Here is a 22,682-nt window from a genome sequence, read left to right on the forward strand (position 1 = left end):
AATATTGACAGGGTTTTTTTTCGGTGGTAACCTAATAAAAAATTAATCTTAAATCAGTGACGAGAAGAGTAAGATTGCTCCTTGTTTCCTAGAGAGTCGACGTGTGGTGGGAGTCGATAGCAGGACCTTCTGAAGATCATCTCCGAGATGTATAGCTGAACGGAATCAGTAAGCTATACCGGCAAATTCCGCCGTTATATTGGAATGCGTACAAGTACGAGAAGCTAAGAGTAAAGTGCTGTACGTCTATCGAGAGCCGCAACGAAAGATTTGCTGCGGAAGTAGGGTGGTAACGCGAGAACAACTCGTCCCTATCCATATGGGACGGGTTTTTTGTTGTTTATAAACCATCATCACATGAGAAAAGATTGATGTTTGAATATGAGGAGGAACCGAGAAAATGAGTCAACAAGTAGATAAAAAAACGCTGAATGTAGAGGATATCATCATTGCAAGTCACACAATTAGGGACGTGATTTCGCCAACTCCTCTGCAATTTAACCATTTATTATCTGAACGGTATGGCTGTAACGTATATTTAAAGCGGGAAGACATGCAAAGTGTCCGTTCCTTTAAAATTCGCGGGGCCTATAATCGGATTAAAAAGCTAAGTCCTGAAGAAATGCAAAACGGAATTATCTGCGCAAGTGCAGGCAACCATGCCCAAGGAGTGGCTTACTCTTGTCATCTATTAAAAATTAACGGCAAAATTTTCATGCCAACCACAACCCCTAAACAAAAGGTAAACTCAGTGAAATTCTGGGGCAGGGATAGTGTTGAAATTGTATTAGTTGGAGATACCTTTGATGATGCTTCTGAAAAGGCGATGGAATGCAGCCGTGCTGAAAACCGAACCTTTATTCATCCTTTTGATGACTTTGACGTCATCGCGGGTCAAGGTACGGTGGCAGTTGAACTTCTTAATGATTGTCCAGAAAAAGTCGATTATCTATTCGGTGCAATCGGCGGCGGCGGGCTAATGGCCGGGGTAGGAACATACTTAAAGCACATCTCTCCTGAGACCCGTTTAATTGGTGTCGAGCCTGAAGGTGCACCTGGAATGAAGGAATCAATCGTAAAGGGTGAAGTAACTTCACTTGAAAAAATTGATCCATTTGTTGATGGTGCCGCGGTTAAAACAGTGGGAACTAATACCTTCAACATTTGTAAAGAAATTGTTGATGATATCATTGTTGTTCCAGAAGGAAAGGTATGTACGACCCTATTAACTCTTTATAACGAAAATGCTATTGTTGTAGAACCAACAGGAGCACTTTCCGTTGCGGCCTTAGATACATACGCAGATGAAATTAAAGGCAAAACGGTTGTTTGTATCGTCAGCGGCGGAAACAATGATATCGGAAGAATGCAGGAAATTAAAGAGCGCTCAAAGCTATATGAAGGCCTGCAGCATTATTTTATTGTCCAGTTCCCGCAGCGGCCAGGGGCATTACGTGAATTTCTATTAGACGTCCTAGGTCCAAATGATGATATTAGCCATTTCGAATATACGAAAAAGAATAATCGTGAAACCGGCCCGGCTCTGGTTGGAATTGAGTTGAAAGATAAAGACGATTACTATCCATTAATTGACCGGATCAAAACAAAGGGATTCGTTTATCGGGAAGTCAACAAAGATAGCACCTTATTTCAAATGCTTGTATAGCGATAATCCTGAAAAAAGTGGTTCAGTATAAACTGAACCACTTTTTTTTATTTAACCACACCCAAATAGCATCCTTATTGGAATATTTATATTAAATTGGTAAAAGTTATAAAAGGGTGGTGGTGATGTGTCTTTATTTCGAAATACTAAGAAAAGAAAATTAAACAAAATAAAAGCAAAACCTCTGGTTCCAAGTAAAGTAATGGAGGAGCACAGTGACACCCCAACCTCTAGTTCATTAAAAGAGACAGAGGAATTAATAAAGGAAATTTTGGGTGAAAATGATGACCTTGATATAAAATATTTCAAAATTTTCGGACAATACAATGCAGCACTTTTCTATTTCCCTAATCTAGTTAATATCGAAATCATCAATATCGATATTTTAAAACCCTTAATGTATGTTCCTGAACATTTGATAGGCAGAGAGAAGCCGCTCCCACAATTAATTGATTTGATTCTCAATGAAGCTTTATATCATTGTCAAGCACGAATAGAATCTAATATTGAAAAATTAATTGAGGTTCTGTTGCGCGGTGAAACAGTAATTTGCATCGATGGTATTCAAGAAGCCATTCATATCGGAACAAGGAGCATTGAAAAGCGATCCATTGCCCAGCCGGAAACAGAACAAGTTATTTTGGGTCCTCGTGAAGGATTTATTGAAAATATAGCAACGAATATTGCCTTACTAAGATATCGACTCCCTACAGCAGATTTCCAAGTAAAAACAATGAATATAGGTCGGCTTACCAAATCAACTGTAGCTTATTGCTATTTAAAAGGTATTGCTAACGAGACAGTCATAAAGGAAGTTGAAAAAAGATTATCTGAAATTGATATTGATGCGATTATGGATGTTGGCTATTTAGAACAATTTATCGAGGATAATCCTTTTTCGCCATTTCCGCAAACGCAAAGTACGGAAAGGCCTGATAGGACAGTGGCGAATTTAATAGAAGGCAGGGTGGCTATTCTTGTGGATGGTTCACCCTTTGCCTTAATGGTTCCTGTTGTGTTTAACCAATTTTATCAAACAACGGAGGATTACTCTTCCAGGTTTTTGATGGGCAGCTTTGTCAGAATGGCAAGGATATTAGCTTTAGTTTTCTCATTAGTGTTTCCATCCCTATATGTTTCCTTAATTTCTTTTAATCCGGAATTGCTGCCAACCGAATTTGCCGTTGCTGTGGCTGGCGGAAGAGCAGGAGTTCCATTTCCAGCGGTTTTTGAAGTTTTGATAATTGAAGTTGCGATGGAAGTATTAAGGGAAGCTACAGTTCGTCTTCCTAAGCAAGTAGGCGGTGCATTATCAATTGTAGGTGTTTTAGTTATTGGGCAGGCGGCAGTTGAAGCGGGGTTATCCAGCCCGATTACCGTAGTCGTCATTGCCATAACTACCATTGGTTCGTTTGCAACTCCAGCATATTCAGCCGCCTTTGCCCTAAGAATGCTCAGGTTTCCAATTATGATTATGGCTGGAATTTTCGGTTTATACGGAGTTGTGATTGGAATTATCTTTATCTTTAACCATATGCTGTCGTTAAAATCTTTTGGTGTACCATATATGGCTCCTGTTTCCCCAGAGGATTATCAAGGCGTAAAAGATGTAGTCTTTCGAAGTCCTTTATGGTGGATGCCAAAAAGACCGAATTTTCTCCACCCTGATAATCGGAATAGACTTAAAAAAAATAATAACACAGTCTTAAAACACAGTAAGATTGGCAATGATCAACGGGAGGGTTTGAATAATGGGGGATCCGAAAGAAATCACAACACTTCAAACATCGACAATCTTAATTAGTACCATTATTGGGGTAGGAGTTCTTCCACTGCCCTTATTTGCTGTGAGAGCAGGTGATACAGGTGCTCCACTTGTTACATTATCCGGTATAGCTTTGGCAGCTATTGGGTTATTTATAATCACTGTACTGGGAATGCGTCATCCAGAAAAAACCATCATCACATACAGCCAGGAAATATTAGGTAAATGGATGGGGAGATTTTGCAGTTTATTTGTTATTTTCTTTTTTTTAATTTTAACTGGACTTGCCTCGCGTGAATTTGGGGAAGTTGTGGTTTCTGCAGTCTTAAGAGAAACACCATTGGAGGTTACCGTCATAGTCATGCTTTTGCTTGCTTGTTTAAGCTGTCGAAACAACATTAACGTATTTTCGTATATTCACAATTTTTATGTTCCAATGATATTGGCACCTGCCATGATTGTAGTTGTTTTGTCATTAAAGAATGCCAATGTCCTTTATTTACGTCCTCTTATTGGCACAAATTTTTATGATATGTTTACGGGCATGTTAACAATCTCTGCGCTTTTTCAAGGTACTTTCATCATTACGATGATTATTCCTTCAATGAAAACGCCTAATAAAGCGTTGAAGGCAAGCTTTTGGGGCATATCTATTTCTGGTGGTTTATACCTCTTATTGGTCATTGCGACAGTTGCTGTGTTTGGTCCTGAAGAGATCAAACAAATTTTCTGGCCTACATTGGAGTTGGCCAGAACAACCACAGTGCCAGGCAATATTTTGCAGAGGCTGGATGTCATTTTTCTAGCGGTATGGGTAACTGCCGTTTTCACGACACTTTTTTCGAGTTATTTCTTTACCATTCATTCCATCAAGGAAATATGTCATCTTAAGGATCATAAAATGCTGAGTTACTTTATTCTCCCCTTTGTTTTTATTTTGGCCATGGTTCCCAAAGACATATTACAATTGTATGAGGTTATCCAATACGTAGGCAGAGCAGGCTTATTGATCACTATTTTTTATCCTGGCTCGTTATTATTGATAGATTTCATAAAGGGCTGGAGGAAGAAGAAAAGTGTTTCACAACAATTGTAAGCTTCGGCTGATTATTCTTTTTTTCCTTCTTTTCCCTTTATTATCAGGGTGCTGGGACAGTCAAGAAATCGAGCAGCGCGCAACTGTATTGGCGATAGGTATTGACGTTGTTGATTCGAAGGCGCCAAAAGAAGATGAAATTTCCCATTTAAAGAATCAATTTCCAATTCCAAACGAACAAATGATTAAATTAACTGCACAAATTGCCATCCCTGGCCGGATACCATTAGGTCCAGAACAAACTGGCGGTGCTGAAAAGCCCGTATTAGTCATGGAAGTGGTTGGTCATACGTTAGATGATGCTATTCTTAATCTTCAGCAAGAGTTAGCGGATAAATTATTTCTTGGACATTTACGGATAATCGTTTTAAATGAAAAGATTGCGAAAAGAGGCACACAGCGGTTTAATGATTTCCTTAAGCGCAATCCAGAAATACGTAGAACGGCTTCGCTAGTGGTTTCAAAAGAACCAGCAGCCAAATATATGAAATTGTCTCCAGAACTTGAACGCGTTCCATCACTTTATTTGGCTGACATGGTTGATAATCTTACAGCTCTTGGAAAATTCCCCCCAAGTTTTATTGGACTATTTTGGGCCATTCTTTCAAGTAAAGGTCAGGATCCAATCCTACCTTACTTAGCACTCAAAAAAGGATCAAATATTCAATTAAACGGCTTCGCATATTTTCATGGCGATCGCATGGTCGGCAAGACAAGCCCTTCGGAAATAGGAGTTTATATGTCTATCATTGGAATAAAAAAAGGCGGGTATGGAGCTTTTACAAAAATACCAGGAAAGGAAGAAATGGTATTGGTAAGGGCTGTTTCCAGAAATACCAAAATTAAGGTTAGAATAAAAGACGGCAACCCCCATGTTGATATTAAGGTTAGATACGAGAGCGAAATTGATGAAAAGTATAGTCCAACCATTTCCTTATTAAAATCTAAGATGATTAGAGATATCGATAAGCAGGCATCAAAAGACACCGCTAAATCCATCCGGGATTTAATTAAAAAAACACAAAAAACTAAATCAGATATCTTTGGTTTTGGGGAGCATTTTCGAGCAAAACTACCGAGTTATTGGAATGGAAAAATTAAAACAAAAGAAAATTGGGATAGGTTTTATAAAGATTTAACCTTTGATGTTCATGTAGAAACAAACATTCATCGAGTTGGTATGAAAGCAAAATAGCAGAGAGAAGGAAGTTGAATTTTGAATATTGGTTACTTAGGATATGTGATCACGTTACTTTACGTCGCAGGCGCTTTAATTCTGTTGACGGATGTTAAAGCATATAAGAATGCAAATCTAGAAAAAGAACAAAAAGCATCGAAGGTTTTAGGCTGGATAAACATCTCTCTTGGGTTTACCTTAATGAGTGTCAATTGGGTCTACAATATTTTTCTATGATTTGTATAGGCAACCCTTTATTTTTTAAAATATTTATCACTTAACAAATGGCCTATTTACTGTATAATAATATCTGTGCAAGTGGAGCATGTATAATTTATTGATTTATAGGCAATAGAATAGGCATTGAATCAAGAAGAAAGAGAGTGTTCAAAATGGGTCGTAAATGGAACAATATTAAAGAAAAGAAAGCATCAAAGGACGCAAATACGAGTCGTATTTATGCAAAGTTTGGTGTTGAAATTTATGTAGCAGCAAAACAAGGTGAACCAAATCCAGAATCCAATCAATCGTTACGATTTGTCCTTGAACGGGCAAAAACATACAATGTACCAAGACATATTATTGATCGTGCGATTGATAAGGCAAAAGGCGGTTCAGAAGAGAGCTATACCGAACTTCGTTATGAAGGTTTTGGACCAAACGGTTCAATGGTGATCGTCGATGCATTAACAAATAATGTGAACCGTACTGCTTCAGACGTTCGTGCGGCATTCGGTAAAAACGGCGGAAACATGGGTGTCAGCGGTTCTGTAGCCTATATGTTTGATGCGACTGCTGTTATTGGGGTGGAAGGTAAGACAGAAGAAGAAGTACTTGAGCTATTAATGGAAGCTGATTTAGATGTGCGCGACATCATCGAAGAAGAGGATCAAGTCATCGTATATGCTGAGCCTGATCAGTTCCATGCGGTTCAAGAAGCATTCAGAAGTGCGGGAATCACTGATTTTACGGTAGCAGAATTAACTATGCTGGCGCAAAACGACGTTACCCTGCCAGAGGACGGACAAGCAAAGTTTGAAAAAATGATCGATGCTTTGGAAGACTTAGATGATGTGCAGCAAGTTTTCCATAATGTTGATTTAGGCGAATAAGCTTTAATTGCAGACCCTTTTGATGGGTCTGTTTTTTATTTCTGATGTAATGCTCCTCCTATCAAACGGATTATGTTTTTCACCGTTGTGGTCGCTGAAGTAAATCATCACAGCCTCGGTCAAGAATTAGTCAGTGAAACATGGGAGTTTGAATTGTAGGGAAAAAACCTTAGTTTCCTTTTTATGGACCTATTCCCGGATTTTTATGACGTATTTTTAAATACTTATTACATAATTTTCTGTATTTATGACGTATTTTTCCGCAATTACTACGTATTTTTTAAAACTTACGACATTTACTGGATATTAACTGGAAATCCTTTCGATCCTTCAAAACTTATGACGTATTTTTAGCAAATTACGACCTATTTTCCTGCATTTACTACGTATTTTTTAAAATTTACGACATTTACTGGATATTAACTGGAAACCCTGTCGAACCTTCAAAACTTATGACGTATTTTTAGCAACTTACAACCTATATTCCCGCAATTACTCCGTATTTTTTAAAATTTACGACATTCATTGGATATTAACTGGAAATCCTATCGAACCTTGAAAACTTATGACGAATAATTAGCAACTTACGACCTATATTCCCGTAATTTCTACTTATTTATTAACATTTACGACATTTGCTGGATAACAACTGGAAATTCAACTTAAGTTCCAATACTTAGCCTACAACTGATACAACAAAAAATAGAACGCTTCGGAATAAATCCAAGCGTTCCTTTTATTACTAGCCTAATTGATTAATAACAAAATCGCCGATTTCATCAATTGATTGCTGCCCTTCAGGAATTTGGAAGGTTTGGAAGACATGCCACATATCATCCCAAACTTTAAAGCTGACTTCGACTCCCGCAGCACGGGCACGGTCAACAAGGCGGGCTGAATCGCTTAATAGGATTTCATCATTGCCGACATGGACCAGCATCGGCGGCAGACCAGATAAATCAGCATAGATTGGTGAAACAAGTGGATGACGTCGATCCAAATCTCCAATATATAAAGCAGGGACCACGCGTGAAGAATCAGGAGATAGCCAAGGGTCAACAGCTGCACGAGTTTCCATTGATTCACCTGTACCTTCCAAATCAGTCCAAGGTGACAGAAGAACAGCCAAGGCTGGCAATTTATCTCCCTCAGCCTTTAACGATAACAGTGTTGATAAGGTTAGACCGCCGCCTGCTGAATCGCCGCCAATGACGATTTGATCAGGAGAAATACCAGCAGAAATTAAAGAGCGATACACTTTAACCGCATCCTCAACCGCTGCAGGGAAAGGATTTTCTGGTGCAAGTCGATATTCAGGTACTAAAACACGAGCCCCTGTAGATCTTGAAAGCTTAGAAGCTAAAAAACGATGAGTGCTACAGCTTCCCATAATGTAGGCGCCGCCATGAAGGTAAAGAAATACTCGATCACTAACAGCATTTGGAGCCACTACCCATTCAGCCGGAATTCCTTCAATTTCTGTTTTTTCTACGCTAATATCGGATGCAACCGGAGTTAATCCAGATAAAGCCTCCAATCCATTTCTAGCTGTTTCAAGATTAAATTCTGCCGATTTGTTGGACGAAAAAGACCTTAAATATTGCCTTACTAACAAACTTTCTTGACTTGCCATTTCCTAATTGCCCCTTTCGAAAGGTATGTAAGTGTTTACATATATGTATTTCTCCATCATCCGTAAAAATCCTCCATTATTTAACAACACAAAAAAAGGAACCTACAGTTTAACGACGTAGATTCCTCTATTGAGATAAAATTTATCTTGGTGTTAACGGTTTAACCGAAATCGCTGGGGTAGTAGTGGTAATAATACAGCCATCCAACTGATCGGCTTTTAAAAATCCTAAATTTAGAGCGGCTTTGATTTTCACATCATCCGGCTTTTTCACTACTTGGATGAGGTCATTCATCTTTAATTCTTCTAATCTTTTAATTGTTTCCACTTCATGATATTTCTCCGTTTTCCGAATTTGCCTTTGCAGCTTATAGCCGCTGATGGTGATCTCGCCTTTATGGTCAATGCCAACTAAATGATTGAAATAACTTTGAAAAGCATCTTTTAATGCATTCATTTCGAGCTCGATTTCTTTTTTCTGTTTATTGAGTTCGTAATACCTGACTAACATCTCACCTGTAATCAAGGATTGTTTAACCAAAATCCTCGCCTCCCTACGAACGTATATTCTATTTTATGTTCAGTTCTGAAGGTTATGACAATTTTTGGGAGGTGAGGATTTATTTTTACATTTACCTTATTGGTTTTTCGATTCCACCATATTTTTCGCCGAACCATTTGCTGCGTTTGCGGGTTCAGCAAGGGTATTTGCAGTGATGTGGTCGGTAGTGTTTAAAGAATCATCTTTAGCTGCCAAGCTGTAAGTATGCAAACTATTAATTTGGTCTGCCGCCTCTAGAGGCGCTTCTTCGTGAGCATGTTTGCTGTCAGTCAAATTATCATCTCCATTTTCATTGGTTTAGGTTTCATGTATTAACATCCCCATTTCAAAGGAATATATAGGTATTTCATCCTGTTATTGTCGTAAAGATTTATGTCCATTTTTTACTATAGGCAAAGGAATAATTGCACAGCTTTTACAATAATATGAATTTATGAATTGCCGATTATTTTGCAATTCTAAGAATCTATAAGAATAGAGGTGGCGGCTTGAAAAAGATTTTTGGATTTGCCATTTTTATTATTCTTTTGATTGGTATAATCAGCGCTTGCAGCAAAGATGACAGCGAAAGCGCAAAGGAACCAGCGAAAGAATCTGCAAAACAGGAAGAGAGTAAACCGGCGACTGCTTTAGCAGGGGATGAAGTATTTCAAAAAAGCTGTATAACCTGCCATAGTTCTGGCGACATTACAGGTGGTCAAAAAGTACTCGATGCAAACAGAATCCATACTGATTTTAAAACGAAGGAAGATTTACAAGCTTTCATTTCAAAGAATATGCCAAAATCAGCCCCCGCTTCATTATCGAAAGAAGAATATGATGCTGTAGTAAGTTACTTATGGGATCAAAAATAATGAATACTTAAGTTGTGGTATAGTCCGAACAAGGTTCGGACTATTTTGATTTATTTTACAAAATCACAACAATATATCTTTCAATTTGATATACTATCAAATTGAAAGATATGCTTTTTAAGGGGGGAATAGGGGATGGAACAATCCATTTCGAAGGGGATAACTCGTTTAGAATGTTATCAACCTGAGAATCTGCATTTGTTTGAAAATTATTATTTGTCTCAGGAACAGTCCAGATTCACTGCACATCCAATAGATGCCATTCGCGCATGTGAAAATGAAGAAGAGCGTGTTCCCATATTGATTCTTTATAAAGATATGATTGCAGGTTTTTTCGTCCTCCATGGTTGGAATGGGGTGAAGGATTATTCTGATAATAAGCAGGCTCTGTTATTGAGAGCATATTCAGTGGATTCATCCTTTCAAGGTAAAGGAATTGCTCAGAGTTCTTTAGAATTATTGCCGGCATTCGTGAAAGAGCATTTTCCAGGGAAAAATGAAATTATCCTTGCTGTTAACCAAATAAATAACATCGCTCAGCATGTCTATAAAAAATCCGGCTTTATTGATGAAGGAATACGAGCTATGGGCCGGCAAGGACCAATGTACATTTTGCACATGAAATTATAGTTTTAAACCCCTTAACCATCTAGGAAAAGGGGTTTTATATTATTTTGATAACATCTTATCCAAGTATTTAATTATCGCTTCCCGTTTGCCGGAAATAGCAGTCTCTCTAGCTTGATCCTTTTTTAATTTATCAAGAGATTTTGTTAATACTTCCTGTTCGAATGCTTGAGGAATAACCACTACTCCATCGGCATCGCCAACGATGATGTCTCCTGGGTTGACTGCAGTACCGCCGCATGATATTGGAACATTAATTTCCCCAACTCCAGCTTTTCTGCTTGCAGCAACGGCAGTTCCTTTAGAGAAGACAGGAAAGTCCAGTTGTTTGATTCCAACGATGTCGCGTATTACACCGTCCACAACGATTCCGCTTATACCCAGAGTTTGTGCCATACCAACGACAAAATCTCCTGCAATCGCCCGATATTGATCCCCTTTTGCATCTACAACCAAAATATCGCCAGGCTTTGCTTCCCGAATTGCCTTTAGGAAAGCCAGGTTGTCGCCAACAGGAATTTTAACCGTGAAGGCTCGTCCAGTCAGCTTATATTCTTCCTTAAGCGGTTTAATTGAAGGGTGCAGGTTGTTTAATCCCTCCATAGCGTCTGAAATGCACGTTGTAGGAATATTTCGAAATTTATCGACGAACTGATCCATCCAAATTCTCCTCTCCATTTTCAAATCCTTTATCCATTATAAGGGATTTTTTTTGTGAGGAAAATAAAAAAAGAAAGTGGCTTAACCACTTTCCAAAGAAGGAAAACTTTTATGGGTAATACATCATATGAACAAGCATGGACTTGCATGTAGTGAACATGTCCATTTTAAAAAAATTTTTAGCAAATTTTTTGTATAAGATCAATGCTGTTATTTTTAGGAGAATTAACTTGTGAGGAAACCTCATAAGCCTCCATAAGATTTTGATCAAACGGTACTAGGAATTGATTTAAAAAGTTAGGATCGGAAATAGTGGGATTAAGCCAGGTATTTTCATCCTCAGGCTTTAAAATCACCGGCATCCGATCATGAATATCTGCCATTAAATCATTGGGAGTGGTGGTAATAACCGCGCAGGAGAAAATAGCTTTACCCTCTGGTGATTTCCATTGCTCCCAAAGGCCTGCCATCGCGAATAATTCCTCAGTTTTAAGTTTAATCCGCATCGGGGTCTTCGTTTTATCTTCATGACGCTTCCATTCATAAAAGCTATCGGCGAGGATTAAACAGCGTTTCTTCTTAAAAGCATTTCTGAAACTTGGCTTTTCAGCTAAGGTTTCAGCTCGAGCATTAATCATTTTATTGGCAATGGACATGTCTTTTGCCCAGGGTGGAATCAATCCCCATTTTAAAAATCCCATTCGGTTTGAATTTCCATCATTAATGACCGCCAAGACGGACTGGGAGGGGGCAATATTATAGCTGGGCGAAAATAATTCTTCTTCTAAAAAAGAATCGATCAAAAACCTTTCAATAATTTCCTCGACACTTGCAGTTAATGTGAACCGGCCGCACATACTCATCCCTCCTTAACTAATTACCATTATTTTACCTAAATAAGGATACTTTTTTCAAAATTTATCAAGTACTAGGAAAATTTAATCTATTAATTTTCTGAATATTTTGGTAAAATCATTTAGAAAATACTAAATAATTCAATTTGTTTTAAGGCATTAGAAAATTTGTCATAAAAGAAAGGGTATTGTGATTGTGAAGGACACATATCAAGAGCAGGTTGATAGTAAGAATCATTTAAGCCAACTAGCATCTGTTGGACAAATAGCTGCTGGTATTGCCCATGAAGTTCGAAATCCGTTAACGGCAGTAAAGGGTTTTTTACAACTCCTTGAACATGAGAACAAACTAGATTATGTAAATATTGCACAAACAGAATTGGATAATGCTTTAACAACTTTAAATAATCTTCTTCAAGTTTCTAAGCCGGATCAGGAGGAAGAAGAAAAACAATCTTTTCACCTTGCAGTAGAGCTTGAGTCCATCCTTAATTTATTTCAAGACAAATTATACCATATTCAGGTAGTCACTCAATTTAAAGATACGGACAGTACGATTTATGGGAAGAAAAATCAATTTAAAAAAGCTTTATTCAATCTGATAAAAAATGCCATTGAATCAATTGAAGGGAAGGGAAAGTTAACGATTAGCCATTTTGCCGTTCATGATGAACTCATAGTCAGTATTATAGATACCGGAGTTGGAATCCCAACAGAAAAATTGTCATTACTTGGTACTCCTTTTTATACCACAAAGGATCACGGAACAGGTATGGGATTAACTCAAGTATTTTCAGTGGTTTATCAGCATGGGGGGAAAATTAATATAGACAGCGAGGAAAAAAAAGGGACAACCTTTACAATTCGATTGCCCAAACAATTTAACTTACAAAAAAGAGGTGTGAAAAGGTTGGAGCTTGATGTGGAAGAAAATAGCACGTTAAAGGATTTTTTTGTCGCTAATCGAGCAAAATTTGAAAATTGTTTATTAAATGAAGCTATTAATGTGAGAGATAAAATTGAAGAAATACATACATTGGGTAATATTAATCTTTTAAATAATGCACATAAACTAGCCATGTTTGTCGTAGAAGGACGAGAGCATGAATTAATCTCCTTTGCGAAACAGGAAGGTGTGGCATGGGCAAGGTATTCTTTAACAATTGCTTTTAAGCTTGAGTGGGTTCAAGCCATTCGAAGAACATTATGGGATTTCCTTTATAATTACAAAACAGGCACGAATTCCATGTCAGATTTAGAGGAATTCTTCACCCTTGAAAAAAATATTAATCAAATGATTGATCAGTTTCTAAACTATTTTTTCATCAGTTATACTAAATATAAAGATGAACTGCTAGAATCGCAAAGAAAATTAGTAGAAAATCTCTCTGTTCCGATCATCCCAATCTCCTCTAATATATGTATTCTACCGCTCATTGGACAGATTGATAGCTACCGTGTTTCAACAATTGAAGACAAAGCCATTTCAGAGATTGGAAATTCACATATCCAAACACTCATTATCGACTTTTCGGGTGTTGCTCAGATGGAGTCAGAAGTCGCTCGTTCGTTAATGAATCTTATTAATGGCATAGCGATGATGGGGTGTAAAACGGTCGTAACCGGTTTACGTGGAGAAATCGTCAAGATGTTGATTCATTTGGGCATAAATTTGGACCAGGTTGCGGATTTCAAAGGGACACTACAATTCGCTTTGAAAGATTATCTGGCAGTGAACAATGCCTAAAAATATATGAAAAAGGAGATCCCTTTTGTAAGGTTAGGGATCTCCTTTTGTTTTACCGTGATCTTCGCGCAAAGTCAACAAAGCGGAATTTATCAGGACGGTGCCTTGATTCTGTGTATTGAAAAAGGCTTGCATCATCTAAATAGACATAGTTTTTGATTACAACGATATTATGAAAGCCCTCCAAATCCAGTAGGGTCCGATCTTCATTGGTAGGTTCTTCCACGACAATTTCTTTTCTGGCAAAACTGATGGTCATGTTTAAGTCGTTTTCGAGATACTGATAAATCGAATCCGCACAAATTTCCTCCGTTAAATGGGGAACATACTTTTTACCTAAGAAGTCTTTATCTAAAATGATTTTTTCTCCGCCCATTTCCCGCGTTCTAACAACTTTCCAAACGAGGTCCTTGCTTGAAAGGTGAAGTTGCTGGCGAATATAGGTTTCGGGTTTGATTAAGGAAAACTCATTTACAATCGTTTTTGGTTTTCGGCCCATTTTTTGTGCCAGCTCTTTAAAGCTGACCAAGCCCGAAACGGGAAAATCAAACTTCGAAAGATCAATCACAATCGAACCTTTGCCTCTAACTTTTTGAATATATCCATTTTGCGACAGCACATTCAACGCCTTTCTAATCGTTTCCCTGGAGGTATTGAATTGTTCGGATAATTCATTCTCAGAAGGGAGGAGCGTCTGGGGTGGAATTTCGCCGCTCTTTATTTGCTCGACAATGGTGTTATAAATGGTTAGATACTTGTTCGTCATGTTGACCTCTCCGTTCATTTTTTCAGGTAATACACGAGCGACTCATATGGCCGCAGTTGGATTTCCCTTTTTAATGAAGGGGAATCTGTATAGTTTGAGATTAACATTTCACTAATATAATCATCAAGATGCAAATGGGCAGGGAGGGTGATCAATTTTTCGTTCCCATAGAAATTGTTTATGACTAGTAATTTTTCCGGCCCGTTTTCTCTTACGTAAGCAAATATTTCTTCATCGCGATCTAAAATTAACTCGAAATTGCCATCCGTGATCACATCATATTCTTTCCTAAAGTGAATTAGCTTTTGATAGTGATAGAAGATGGAAGTCGGATCCTGAAGTGCGTTCTCAGCATTAATCTCTGGATAATTTGCTGCTATTTCAATCCAAGGAGTTCCCGCCGTAAACCCTGCATGAAAACTACCATTCCACTGAACAGGAGTTCTAGAGTTATCCCGGGATTTTTGTTTAAGGACTTCGATAATTTCTTGTTCATCCAGGCCTTCATTTTTCTTGATGTTAAAAATATTTATCGATTCAACATCGCGGTATTCGTCAATCGAATCAAAGTCTGGGTTAGTCATTCCGAATTCTTCACCTTGATAAATATAAGGGGTTCCTTGCATCATATGCAAAGCCGTTGCCAGCATTTTGGCCGACTCTTTGTGATATTTTTTATCATCACCGAAACGGGATACCACACGAGGCTGGTCATGGTTGCACCAGAAAAGGGCATTCCAGCCGCCGCCTTCATTCATTTCCAGCTGCCACTTAGAAAGAATTTGCTTTAAAGCCTGAAAGTCAAATTCCGCCTTCGTCCATTTATCCCCATTCGGATAGTCTACTTTTAAATGGTGGAAACTAAAAATCATGTTTAATTCTTCACGATCAGGGTTGGTATACCCAATACAGTTATCAATGGACGTTGACGACATTTCACCAACGGTCATGATATCGTATTTTGAAAAAACCTTTTCATTCATTTCATGAAGAAACTCATGAATCCGCGGGCCATCCGTATAAAATTTGCGTCCGTCACTTGCATCCTGAGGAAATTGCTGGTCCTTGGAAATAAGGTTTATTACATCAAGCCGGAAGCCGTCGACACCTTTTTTAAGCCAAAAATGCATCATTTCATATAAAGCACTACGGACTTGCTCGTTTTCCCAGTTTAAATCCGCTTGGGTGACATCGAATAAATGAAGGTAATATTGCCCTGTTGCCTTATCATATTCCCAAGCCGAACCGCCAAATTTTGATTCCCAATTTGTCGGAGGCATGCCGTTTTCGCCATCCTTCCAAATATAGAAGTCCCTGTAGGGGTTATCCTTGGAGGATCTTGCTTGTTTAAACCATTCATGTTCGGTTGACGTATGGTTGATGACAATATCCATAATGATTTTAAGCCCGCGTTTATGAGCTTCCTCGAGTAGCCGATCAACATCTTCCATTGTTCCATATTCTTCGTGAATGCGGTAGTAATCACTTATATCATAACCGTTATCACGCTGTGGAGATTGATAAATAGGGGTGAGCCAAAGTACATCGACACCTAGATTTTTTAAATAGTCGAGTTTCTCGATAATACCCTGTATATCCCCTGTACCATTTCCTGATGTATCATAAAAACTTTTTGGATAGATTTGATATACCACTGCATTCTTCCACCATGATGTTGCCATTTCAAACACCCACCTAAGATTTTTTTGATTCTAATGTCAAAAAGGAGGGAGTCTGTCTCCCTCCTAATGGAGTTTTATTTTTTTAAAGGAAACTTTTTAACACCTGTTTTTGCAAAGATGTTCGTTAAAATGAATGGAACTACAATCGCAATCAACATACAAATTGCAAACATCGCCATATGTTTTGGCTGGATTGATAAAATACCAGGCAAACCGCCGACACCAATGGAGTTAGCCATTACACCGCTTGCTACAGATACAACGCCCGCAATCATAGAACCAATCATTGCAGCAAGGAATGGGAATCCGTATTTTAAGTTGATACCGAACATTGCAGGTTCTGTTACACCTAAGTAACAAGAGATGGCTGCTGGAATGGATACTTGCTTTTCTTCCTCATTTTTACGATTAATAAAGATCATGGCAAGAACGGCTGAACCTTGAGCGATATTGGAAAGGGCAATCATTGGCCAAAGGTTTGTTCCGCCAAGTTCACTCATCAATTGAAGGTCAATCGCATTTGTCATATGGTGTAAACCTGTAATAACAAGTGGAGCATAGGCAAAACCGAAAATCGCTGCGAATAACCATCCAAATGCTGAAGTTAAGCTAGAGTAAACAACATGAGAGATACCAGAACCGATAGACCAGCCTATAGGGCCAAGAATCGTGTGAGCAATTAAGACAGTCGGAACTAATGCAAAGAATGGTACAACAATCATAGAGATTGAGTTTGGAACAATTTTACGTAATCTTGTTTCCAGGAAGCCTAATACTAAACCAGCTAAAATGGCAGGAATAACTTGTGCTTGATACCCAATCATTTTAATGTGGGCAAAACCAAAATCCCAAGTAGGAATTTCTTTTGCACCGGCAACTGCATAAGCATTTAATAATTGCGGTGATACTAGGGTAATACCTAGAACAATACCGAGGATTTGAGACGCACCCATTTTCTTCGCAACTGACCAGGTGATTCCAACTGGAAGGAAGTGAAATATTGCTTCCCCAATCAGCCATAGGAAGGAGTGAACACCTGCCCAGAACTGGGATACTTCAATAATGGTTTTCGTGCCGTTATCTAATAATTTGATGTCACCGATTACATTTCGGAAACCAAGGATTAAACCTCCGACTACTAGGGCAGGGATTAATGGTGTGAAAATTTCCGCTAAATGACCCATCATACGCTGAATCCAGTTTTGATTTTGCTTTGCTGCTTTTTTGGCTTCTTCTTTTGAAGTTCCGTCTACACCGGCTATTTTGACAAATTCGTTGTAGAAGCTTGAGACTTCATTTCCAATGATTACTTGGAACTGGCCTGCTTGGGTAAATGTACCTTTTACTAGTCCAATTGACTCAATTTCTTTTACATCGGCTTTGCTTGGGTCATTGAGTACAAAACGCATTCTGGTTACGCAATGGGTGACGGCTGCTATGTTTTCTTTACCGCCAATGTGTTTCAATAAATCTTTTGAAGGATCTGTGTACTTTGCCATTTGACTTCCCCCTGGTGAATGGGAATAATCCCAATTCTAATTATTTTTTTATTTAGATATACAGATGTTGAATACCCTTTCAAATCAAGATTCAGCAACCTGTATATACAAGTTTTGATGACGTTTTCATTCTAACTTGTATATACAAGTTTGTCAACGAATTATTTTTAAAAGAAAAAAACAATTAAGCCTTTTGAACCACTTTTACTCTTTACAGCTTTGAAGTGTTGAAAGAATATTAAGAAAATGGTAAAATAAAGATGTTTAAATTCTTCTGAGTTTAGACCTCCTAATGTGAGAGCTTAGCCTTGACCACTAAGTTCTCGTTGGAACCTTTGACTTTTGTTCAAAGGTTTTTTTTTGCTTCCAGGGACTTTTGGTAAAATGAGCAATAACGCTTTATTCATTTATTGGAGGAATGCCACCTGTGAAATTAAAATCGATTCATCACTGGGATGAGAAGATATGGGAAATAGTCAGTCCTATCTATCATCAAGCATTTGCTGAGAAGGGAGCTAAACCTGAAAAAATTATCCGTAATATGTTTCGGAAAGAAATTTGCTTTTTACATATTGGTTTGGTCGGTGACCAAGTTGTATCGATGGCGTTGACTGGAAAGCTGAAGGGTACCCAAGCCATGCTGATTGATTACTTGGCAGTTCAACAGGATTGTCAAAATCAAGGGTATGGACTAAAAACGATTCAGTATATTAAGGAATGGTCACTAACCACAGGATCTTTCGATAGTTTGGTCATTGAAGTGGAATCTGAGGCAACACCCGAGAATTTGGCAAGAATCCATTTTTGGCAAAAGTGCGGCTTTATTCTAACGAATTACATCCATCACTACATTTGGGTTCCTGAGCCGTACCAAGCGATGTTTTTGAAGTTATCGAATGATGCTGAAATACATGCAGATGGGAAGCTGCTTTTTAAATATATAGGCCAATTTCATAAAGCTTCATATCAGGGTTCTTAGTAAGAATTTATGTATAGAAAAATGGGCAAATAGAAAAAATAGTATATTGTTGACTTAAAACATTTGTTCTGATAATAAAGGAATTTTACTTATATTGATCGAATCATAAAAGTAGTATTAATTTTTAGAGGAGTGTTCAATTTGAAAGGACAAGCTACACCATATTTAATGTTTGATGGCAATGCAAAAGAAGCATTAGAATATTATCGGGAAGTATTTAGCGGGGAAGTTTTAAACTTGCAAACGTATGGCGAAGCTGATTACCCGACACCACCTGAGGCAGCGAACCGAATTATTCATGCGCAATTTAAAAAAGACGATTTATTTTTAATGGCTTCCGATGCTTTTCCAGGCAATCCGGTGACAGTCGGAAGCAATATCTCATTGGCAATTGAATTAGAGAGCGAAGAAGAAATTCAAAAAATTTATAACGCACTGAGTGAAAAAGGTACCGTTTTTATGGAACTGCAGGATACTTTTTGGGGTGCAAAATATGCAAAAGTGAAAGATGCATTCGGAATCATTTGGGACTTGAATCATCCGAAATCTTAAAAATCAAATGTAAAGCAAATAAGAAATGCCATTCGCTCTTGAATGGCATTTCTTTTTTAAGGCTATTTTCACAAAGAATGTTGTTTATCGTTAAGTTTCATCCACCCGTACAATATGATTCTTCGTGGCATCTTTTCGTAAGAACATTTGCGAAAATTGCCTGGAAACTTTGTAAACGACTCCTAATAAGTTCCAAGAGCAACAAAGATTACGAAAAGAGCCTTTATTAAAGGGTCAATCTAAAAATCTGTCTTTCCATTCCGGCAAAGGGACCAGGCAGCTTTCTTTTTTACCAAACCATTTATAACGATTATTGGCAATGACCCCATAGACGAAATCTCTGAAGGGCTTAGGGATGACTATAAAGAGTGAAAATAATCGCCATGTACCTCTCAACTTCATACAAACTTTTAATGCAGCAGTCGACTTTAGATAGGGTTTATTGTTCTCGATGAGTACAAAGCTATTCATAGCGGTATTTAAGCCGTATTGTTTCAGAAGTTTTTGACCGGTTTCACCTTGGAGTGAAGCAAATTTAAATGATCTATTGGTATCTCGTATTAAAATAAATTGCACACTATTATTACAAAGATTACAGACCCCATCAAATAAAACAATCCGTTCCACCATTTCACCAACTTCATCTCAGATGGCTCCATCATATCACAATATCATACTAGTCCTGAATGATTTTATTCTTGCTACACGTTTAAACAATGGTAAAATTTAATTAGGGAAATATTAGCAGAAAAAACAGATCAGGGAGGCCGAAATTCTTGTGGGAAAATGAGTTTACGAGATTGTTAAAGGTTAAATATCCAATTATACAAGCGCCAATGGCAGGGGGGATTACATCTTCTGAGTTAGTGGCAGCCGTTTCCAACTCTGGCGGCCTTGGAATGATTGGGGCTGGCTATATGAGTCCTGAACAAGTCCGGCTTCAGATTAAAGAAGTTCAGCAGCTAACTGATAAACCATTCGGGGTAAATATATTCGTACCTGCAAAATATGAAGCTGATGATGAAAGGCTGCATAACGCCAAATCCTTATTACAGCCAATATTGGAAGAACTAGGTGTTGAGGATACAGTAGTACTTCCAAGCTTTGAGGAAGATCTACAAAGTTTTCATGAACAACTAAATGTTATTTTGGATGAAAAGGTGCCTATTTGTTCCTTTACTTTTGGCATTCCACCGCTTGATGAGATTAACAAACTTAAGGAAAACGGGGTCGTCTTAATCGGAACAGCCACAACGGTATCAGAAGCCCTTATCAATGAAAAGGCAGGAATGGATGCTGTTGTCGTCCAAGGAACAGAAGCAGGGGGGCATCGCGGGACCTTTCATACTGAAAATAAACATAGCTTAATAGGCTTAATGTCCTTACTCCCGCAGGTGGCTGACCAAATTAGCATTCCGATTGTCGCCGCTGGCGGAATCATGGACGGAAGAGGATTGATTGCTGCGAAATCCCTTGGTGCACTTGGAGTCCAAATGGGTTCTGCTTTTCTTGTTTGCGAAGAGAGCAGTGCAAACCAAATTCATAAAGAAGCGATTATCCAAGCAACTGAAGAACAAATAGTTGTTACCAAAGCCTTTTCAGGAAAAATGGCTAGAGGGGTAAACAATCGTTTCATTGAAAAAATGTCCAGTTATGAAGATGAATTGCCAGACTATCCGATACAAAATGAATTAACTAAAGCGATAAGAAAAAGCTCAAGCGCAAAGGGAAATCCCGAAAATATGTCCCTTTGGGCTGGTCAAAGCCCGAGGCTGGCTCGGAAATTACATGCTAGTGACCTGATCAATCAGATCCTAAATGAGGCGGAAATAGTACGCTCAAAACTATAAATCGCTTAAAAAAACTTCAAATTTTGGGGGTGATGACAGCGTGAAAATATATTTGAAGAAAGCACCCTACTTGCTTTTCCTGTTGGTGATTCCGCTTCTTGCCAAAATATATCAATTATTAAATCTCGGTGCGCAAAAGGGGCTGGACCTTTCAACACCCCTTGATCATGCGATTCCGTTCGTATCGATTTTTATCATTCCGTACATTTTATGGTATGGATACATCTTTTGTTATTTAGTCTATTTTTGTTTTAAGGATACTAAGGTGTATCTCAAAACCCTAATATTAATCGTTGTTGCGGAGTTTATCTGCTTCATTATTTATTTCTTTTTCCAAACAACCGTACCGAGGCCCAGCCTTGAAGGGAATGATCTATTAACCAGTATGGTTCAATGGATCTATAAGAAGGACCGTCCCTATAATTGTTTCCCTAGTATACATGTACTTACCACATTTGCGGTAATGCTTGCTTCACTTCATATAAAAAATAAGCATCTGATAAACAATTTATGTATTCATATAACAGGTGGGTTGATTATCATTTCGACACTGTTTGTCAAGCAGCATGTTATTTTTGACATGATTGGCTCTATGTATCTGGTTTCCTTTTTATTTGGAATATCCTTTGAACGCTTATATTTACGTGTGCCCAATAAGTCCGAGACCGTTTATGTGGAAAACAAATAAAATTCCTTTAAAAAGAGTGTCGTTTTAGACACTCTATTTTTGTTATTGAATTAATAAGCTTGTTTCATTCAGTGCCAAAAATAATTTGAGGATTCTATGTCATATGAACCGTTTTTATATGCTGGAGATTTACATAAACTGGGTCTTCTTTTGCGCTAATTAATTCAACAAAATTATTCTTGATTCCTTGGATTTTCCCTATTACATTCTCATTTTCACCAATATTGAATACAATCAGCTCTCCCGTTAATTTTTCAATTTGGACTTCAAACGATCTGGCAAAGGTTAGGTTGCTAGGGTTTACTGGAAGATTAGCATTGCTCAATCCATAAGGTCGTTGATTGTTTGTATATGGAATCAACCACTTCAGATGGTTAAGGGAAATAAACATCGTTTTATAAATGGGGGAGTAGAAAACAAAATAGTTATTCATAATGCTAATAATATAACCATGGAGTGCTTGTTTACTAGTAACATAAATTTCTGTGAAAATGCCCTTTGCTGCTGTTAAGGTTTTTCTTAATGAAATTTCTTCATTATGATTGTATATTGGCGTCAAATCTTCATTCAGGTTAATTTCATCTATTTCATCCTGTTTCAAAAATTGCCAGTTTTGACAATGAATGGTTGGAATGTAAAGGTAATCATATCCATTGAAAACAACCCATAGATCACTGCCGATATCACAGAGTATTCCGCTTATAAATTTCTTTCCGGAGATTTCTAGTTTAATATATTTACCGATATTGTCTTTTAAATTCATCAACTCACATCCTTTCCTCTAAATTTCAATTTACAAAAAGAGCTGGGTTGAAACGGATTTGCGATGAATTGAAAATATTTCATACCCACTCTTTTTTTGTAAATATCTTAGGATGTTTAAAGGTTCAGTGAAATCGTAGTGATTTTTGGG

General features: G+C 37.8%; 23 protein-coding genes and 1 other annotated feature. Of the genes, 13 read left to right on the forward strand and 10 right to left on the reverse strand.

Annotated elements, in window-relative coordinates; genetic code table 11:
• The first annotated feature begins 47 nt into the window (after nt 1–47).
• Nucleotides 48–316, forward strand: a binding site (T-box leader).
• Between the two features lie 84 nt (nt 317–400).
• From ilvA to V7161_RS04790, 6 genes are all read left to right on the forward strand, one after another.
• The gene (ilvA, locus tag V7161_RS04765; RefSeq protein ID WP_335442682.1) at nt 401–1,666 is read left to right on the forward strand and encodes a threonine ammonia-lyase IlvA; all 1,266 of its coding nucleotides are present in this window, start codon (nt 401–403) and stop codon (nt 1,664–1,666) included.
• Nucleotides 1,667–1,868: 202 nt separating this feature from the next.
• The gene (locus V7161_RS04770; protein WP_335442751.1) at nt 1,869–3,470 is read left to right on the forward strand and encodes a spore germination protein; all 1,602 of its coding nucleotides are present in this window, start codon (nt 1,869–1,871) and stop codon (nt 3,468–3,470) included.
• Nucleotides 3,418–4,527: a GerAB/ArcD/ProY family transporter gene (locus tag V7161_RS04775; protein ID WP_335442684.1), complete on the forward strand. Its 1,110-nt coding sequence runs from the start codon at nt 3,418–3,420 to the stop codon at nt 4,525–4,527. Before V7161_RS04770 ends, V7161_RS04775 begins: the two co-directional genes overlap by 53 nt.
• The gene (locus V7161_RS04780; protein ID WP_335442686.1) at nt 4,508–5,722 is read left to right on the forward strand and encodes a Ger(x)C family spore germination protein; all 1,215 of its coding nucleotides are present in this window, start codon (nt 4,508–4,510) and stop codon (nt 5,720–5,722) included. The genes V7161_RS04775 and V7161_RS04780 overlap by 20 nt, the downstream gene beginning before the upstream one ends.
• A 21-nt stretch (nt 5,723–5,743) precedes the next feature.
• The gene (locus V7161_RS04785) at nt 5,744–5,941 is read left to right on the forward strand and encodes a CLC_0170 family protein (protein ID WP_335442687.1); all 198 of its coding nucleotides are present in this window, start codon (nt 5,744–5,746) and stop codon (nt 5,939–5,941) included.
• A gap of 155 nt (nt 5,942–6,096) precedes the next feature.
• The gene (locus tag V7161_RS04790) at nt 6,097–6,816 is read left to right on the forward strand and encodes a YebC/PmpR family DNA-binding transcriptional regulator (RefSeq protein WP_335442688.1); all 720 of its coding nucleotides are present in this window, start codon (nt 6,097–6,099) and stop codon (nt 6,814–6,816) included.
• Between the two features lie 742 nt (nt 6,817–7,558).
• On the opposite strand, the gene V7161_RS04795 is transcribed toward V7161_RS04790, so the two are convergent.
• The 3 genes from V7161_RS04795 to V7161_RS04805 all read right to left on the reverse strand — a co-directional run bounded on the left by V7161_RS04795 (nt 7,559) and on the right by V7161_RS04805 (nt 9,284).
• Nucleotides 7,559–8,449, reverse strand: a complete 891-nt coding sequence (locus V7161_RS04795; RefSeq protein WP_335442690.1) for an alpha/beta hydrolase — start codon at nt 8,447–8,449, stop codon at nt 7,559–7,561.
• 142 nt (nt 8,450–8,591) lie between these two features.
• Entirely contained in the window at nt 8,592–8,990 is a 399-nt protein-coding gene (locus V7161_RS04800) for a hypothetical protein (protein WP_335442692.1), read from the reverse strand.
• A gap of 96 nt (nt 8,991–9,086) precedes the next feature.
• On the reverse strand, nt 9,087–9,284 hold the full coding sequence (locus tag V7161_RS04805; RefSeq protein WP_335442694.1) for a hypothetical protein: 198 nt from the start codon (nt 9,282–9,284) through the stop codon (nt 9,087–9,089).
• Between the two features lie 215 nt (nt 9,285–9,499).
• On the opposite strand from V7161_RS04805, the gene V7161_RS04810 reads away from it, so the two are divergent.
• Nucleotides 9,500–9,865 (forward strand): c-type cytochrome, encoded by a 366-nt coding sequence (locus V7161_RS04810; protein WP_335442695.1) that lies wholly within the window; start codon nt 9,500–9,502, stop codon nt 9,863–9,865.
• A 135-nt stretch (nt 9,866–10,000) separates the two neighbouring features.
• Nucleotides 10,001–10,495, forward strand: coding sequence for a GNAT family N-acetyltransferase (locus tag V7161_RS04815; protein WP_335442697.1), 495 nt, complete (start codon nt 10,001–10,003; stop codon nt 10,493–10,495).
• 39 nt (nt 10,496–10,534) lie between these two features.
• Here the strand turns inward: V7161_RS04815 and V7161_RS04820 are convergent, their stop codons facing one another.
• Nucleotides 10,535–11,152, reverse strand: coding sequence for an RraA family protein (locus tag V7161_RS04820; RefSeq protein ID WP_335442699.1), 618 nt, complete (start codon nt 11,150–11,152; stop codon nt 10,535–10,537).
• A gap of 179 nt (nt 11,153–11,331) precedes the next feature.
• Nucleotides 11,332–12,009: an SOS response-associated peptidase gene (locus V7161_RS04825; RefSeq protein WP_335442700.1), complete on the reverse strand. Its 678-nt coding sequence runs from the start codon at nt 12,007–12,009 to the stop codon at nt 11,332–11,334.
• 193 nt (nt 12,010–12,202) lie between these two features.
• Here V7161_RS04825 and V7161_RS04830 point away from each other — a divergent pair, with 193 nt between their 5' ends.
• Entirely contained in the window at nt 12,203–13,753 is a 1,551-nt protein-coding gene (locus V7161_RS04830) for an ATP-binding protein (RefSeq protein WP_335442702.1), read from the forward strand.
• A 52-nt stretch (nt 13,754–13,805) separates the two neighbouring features.
• Here the strand turns inward: V7161_RS04830 and treR are convergent, their stop codons facing one another.
• From treR to treP, 3 genes are all read right to left on the reverse strand, one after another.
• The gene (gene treR, locus V7161_RS04835; protein WP_335442704.1) at nt 13,806–14,519 is read right to left on the reverse strand and encodes a trehalose operon repressor; all 714 of its coding nucleotides are present in this window, start codon (nt 14,517–14,519) and stop codon (nt 13,806–13,808) included.
• 14 nt (nt 14,520–14,533) lie between these two features.
• Nucleotides 14,534–16,201 (reverse strand): alpha,alpha-phosphotrehalase, encoded by a 1,668-nt coding sequence (gene treC / locus V7161_RS04840; protein ID WP_335442705.1) that lies wholly within the window; start codon nt 16,199–16,201, stop codon nt 14,534–14,536.
• A 74-nt stretch (nt 16,202–16,275) separates the two neighbouring features.
• On the reverse strand, nt 16,276–17,700 hold the full coding sequence (gene treP / locus V7161_RS04845) for a PTS system trehalose-specific EIIBC component (protein WP_335442707.1): 1,425 nt from the start codon (nt 17,698–17,700) through the stop codon (nt 16,276–16,278).
• A 427-nt stretch (nt 17,701–18,127) separates the two neighbouring features.
• Here treP and V7161_RS04850 point away from each other — a divergent pair, with 427 nt between their 5' ends.
• Both V7161_RS04850 and V7161_RS04855 read left to right on the forward strand, forming a co-directional pair.
• Nucleotides 18,128–18,679, forward strand: coding sequence for a GNAT family N-acetyltransferase (locus tag V7161_RS04850; RefSeq protein ID WP_335442709.1), 552 nt, complete (start codon nt 18,128–18,130; stop codon nt 18,677–18,679).
• Nucleotides 18,680–18,820: 141 nt separating this feature from the next.
• Nucleotides 18,821–19,231 carry a VOC family protein gene (locus V7161_RS04855; RefSeq protein WP_335442710.1) on the forward strand — a complete coding sequence of 137 codons (411 nt, stop codon included), beginning with the start codon at nt 18,821–18,823 and terminating at the stop codon, nt 19,229–19,231.
• 234 nt (nt 19,232–19,465) lie between these two features.
• Here the strand turns inward: V7161_RS04855 and V7161_RS04860 are convergent, their stop codons facing one another.
• Nucleotides 19,466–19,861 carry a thiol-disulfide oxidoreductase DCC family protein gene (locus V7161_RS04860; RefSeq protein WP_335442712.1) on the reverse strand — a complete coding sequence of 132 codons (396 nt, stop codon included), beginning with the start codon at nt 19,859–19,861 and terminating at the stop codon, nt 19,466–19,468.
• A gap of 146 nt (nt 19,862–20,007) precedes the next feature.
• Here V7161_RS04860 and V7161_RS04865 point away from each other — a divergent pair, with 146 nt between their 5' ends.
• Together V7161_RS04865 and V7161_RS04870 are read left to right on the forward strand one after the other, a co-directional pair.
• Nucleotides 20,008–21,081: an NAD(P)H-dependent flavin oxidoreductase gene (locus V7161_RS04865; RefSeq protein ID WP_335442714.1), complete on the forward strand. Its 1,074-nt coding sequence runs from the start codon at nt 20,008–20,010 to the stop codon at nt 21,079–21,081.
• Nucleotides 21,082–21,121: 40 nt separating this feature from the next.
• Nucleotides 21,122–21,769 (forward strand): phosphatase PAP2 family protein, encoded by a 648-nt coding sequence (locus tag V7161_RS04870; protein WP_335442716.1) that lies wholly within the window; start codon nt 21,122–21,124, stop codon nt 21,767–21,769.
• Nucleotides 21,770–21,863: 94 nt separating this feature from the next.
• On the opposite strand, the gene V7161_RS04875 is transcribed toward V7161_RS04870, so the two are convergent.
• Nucleotides 21,864–22,532, reverse strand: coding sequence for a DUF2642 domain-containing protein (locus tag V7161_RS04875; RefSeq protein WP_335442718.1), 669 nt, complete (start codon nt 22,530–22,532; stop codon nt 21,864–21,866).
• Nucleotides 22,533–22,682 lie beyond the last annotated feature (150 nt).

The organism is Neobacillus drentensis, from assembly GCF_036965425.1.
Taxonomy (GTDB): Bacteria; Bacillota; Bacilli; order Bacillales; family Cytobacillaceae; genus Neobacillus; species Neobacillus drentensis_F.

Bases quoted from the DNA above. Each gene is read 5' to 3' on its own strand.
- ilvA (WP_335442682.1), top strand. From the start codon at position 401: ATGAGTCAACAAGTAGATAAAAAAACGCTGAATGTAGAGGATATCATC.
- V7161_RS04770 (WP_335442751.1), top strand. From the start codon at position 1,869: ATGGAGGAGCACAGTGACACCCCAACCTCTAGTTCATTAAAAGAGACA.
- V7161_RS04775 (WP_335442684.1), top strand. From the start codon at position 3,418: ATGGGGGATCCGAAAGAAATCACAACACTTCAAACATCGACAATCTTA.
- V7161_RS04790 (WP_335442688.1), top strand. From the start codon at position 6,097: ATGGGTCGTAAATGGAACAATATTAAAGAAAAGAAAGCATCAAAGGAC.
- V7161_RS04795 (WP_335442690.1), bottom strand. From the start codon at position 8,449: ATGGCAAGTCAAGAAAGTTTGTTAGTAAGGCAATATTTAAGGTCTTTT.
- V7161_RS04815 (WP_335442697.1), top strand. From the start codon at position 10,001: ATGGAACAATCCATTTCGAAGGGGATAACTCGTTTAGAATGTTATCAA.
- V7161_RS04820 (WP_335442699.1), bottom strand. From the start codon at position 11,152: ATGGATCAGTTCGTCGATAAATTTCGAAATATTCCTACAACGTGCATT.
- V7161_RS04825 (WP_335442700.1), bottom strand. From the start codon at position 12,009: ATGTGCGGCCGGTTCACATTAACTGCAAGTGTCGAGGAAATTATTGAA.
- treR (WP_335442704.1), bottom strand. From the start codon at position 14,519: ATGACGAACAAGTATCTAACCATTTATAACACCATTGTCGAGCAAATA.
- treC (WP_335442705.1), bottom strand. From the start codon at position 16,201: ATGGCAACATCATGGTGGAAGAATGCAGTGGTATATCAAATCTATCCA.
- treP (WP_335442707.1), bottom strand. From the start codon at position 17,700: ATGGCAAAGTACACAGATCCTTCAAAAGATTTATTGAAACACATTGGC.
- V7161_RS04860 (WP_335442712.1), bottom strand. From the start codon at position 19,861: ATGGTGGAACGGATTGTTTTATTTGATGGGGTCTGTAATCTTTGTAAT.
- V7161_RS04875 (WP_335442718.1), bottom strand. From the start codon at position 22,532: ATGAATTTAAAAGACAATATCGGTAAATATATTAAACTAGAAATCTCC.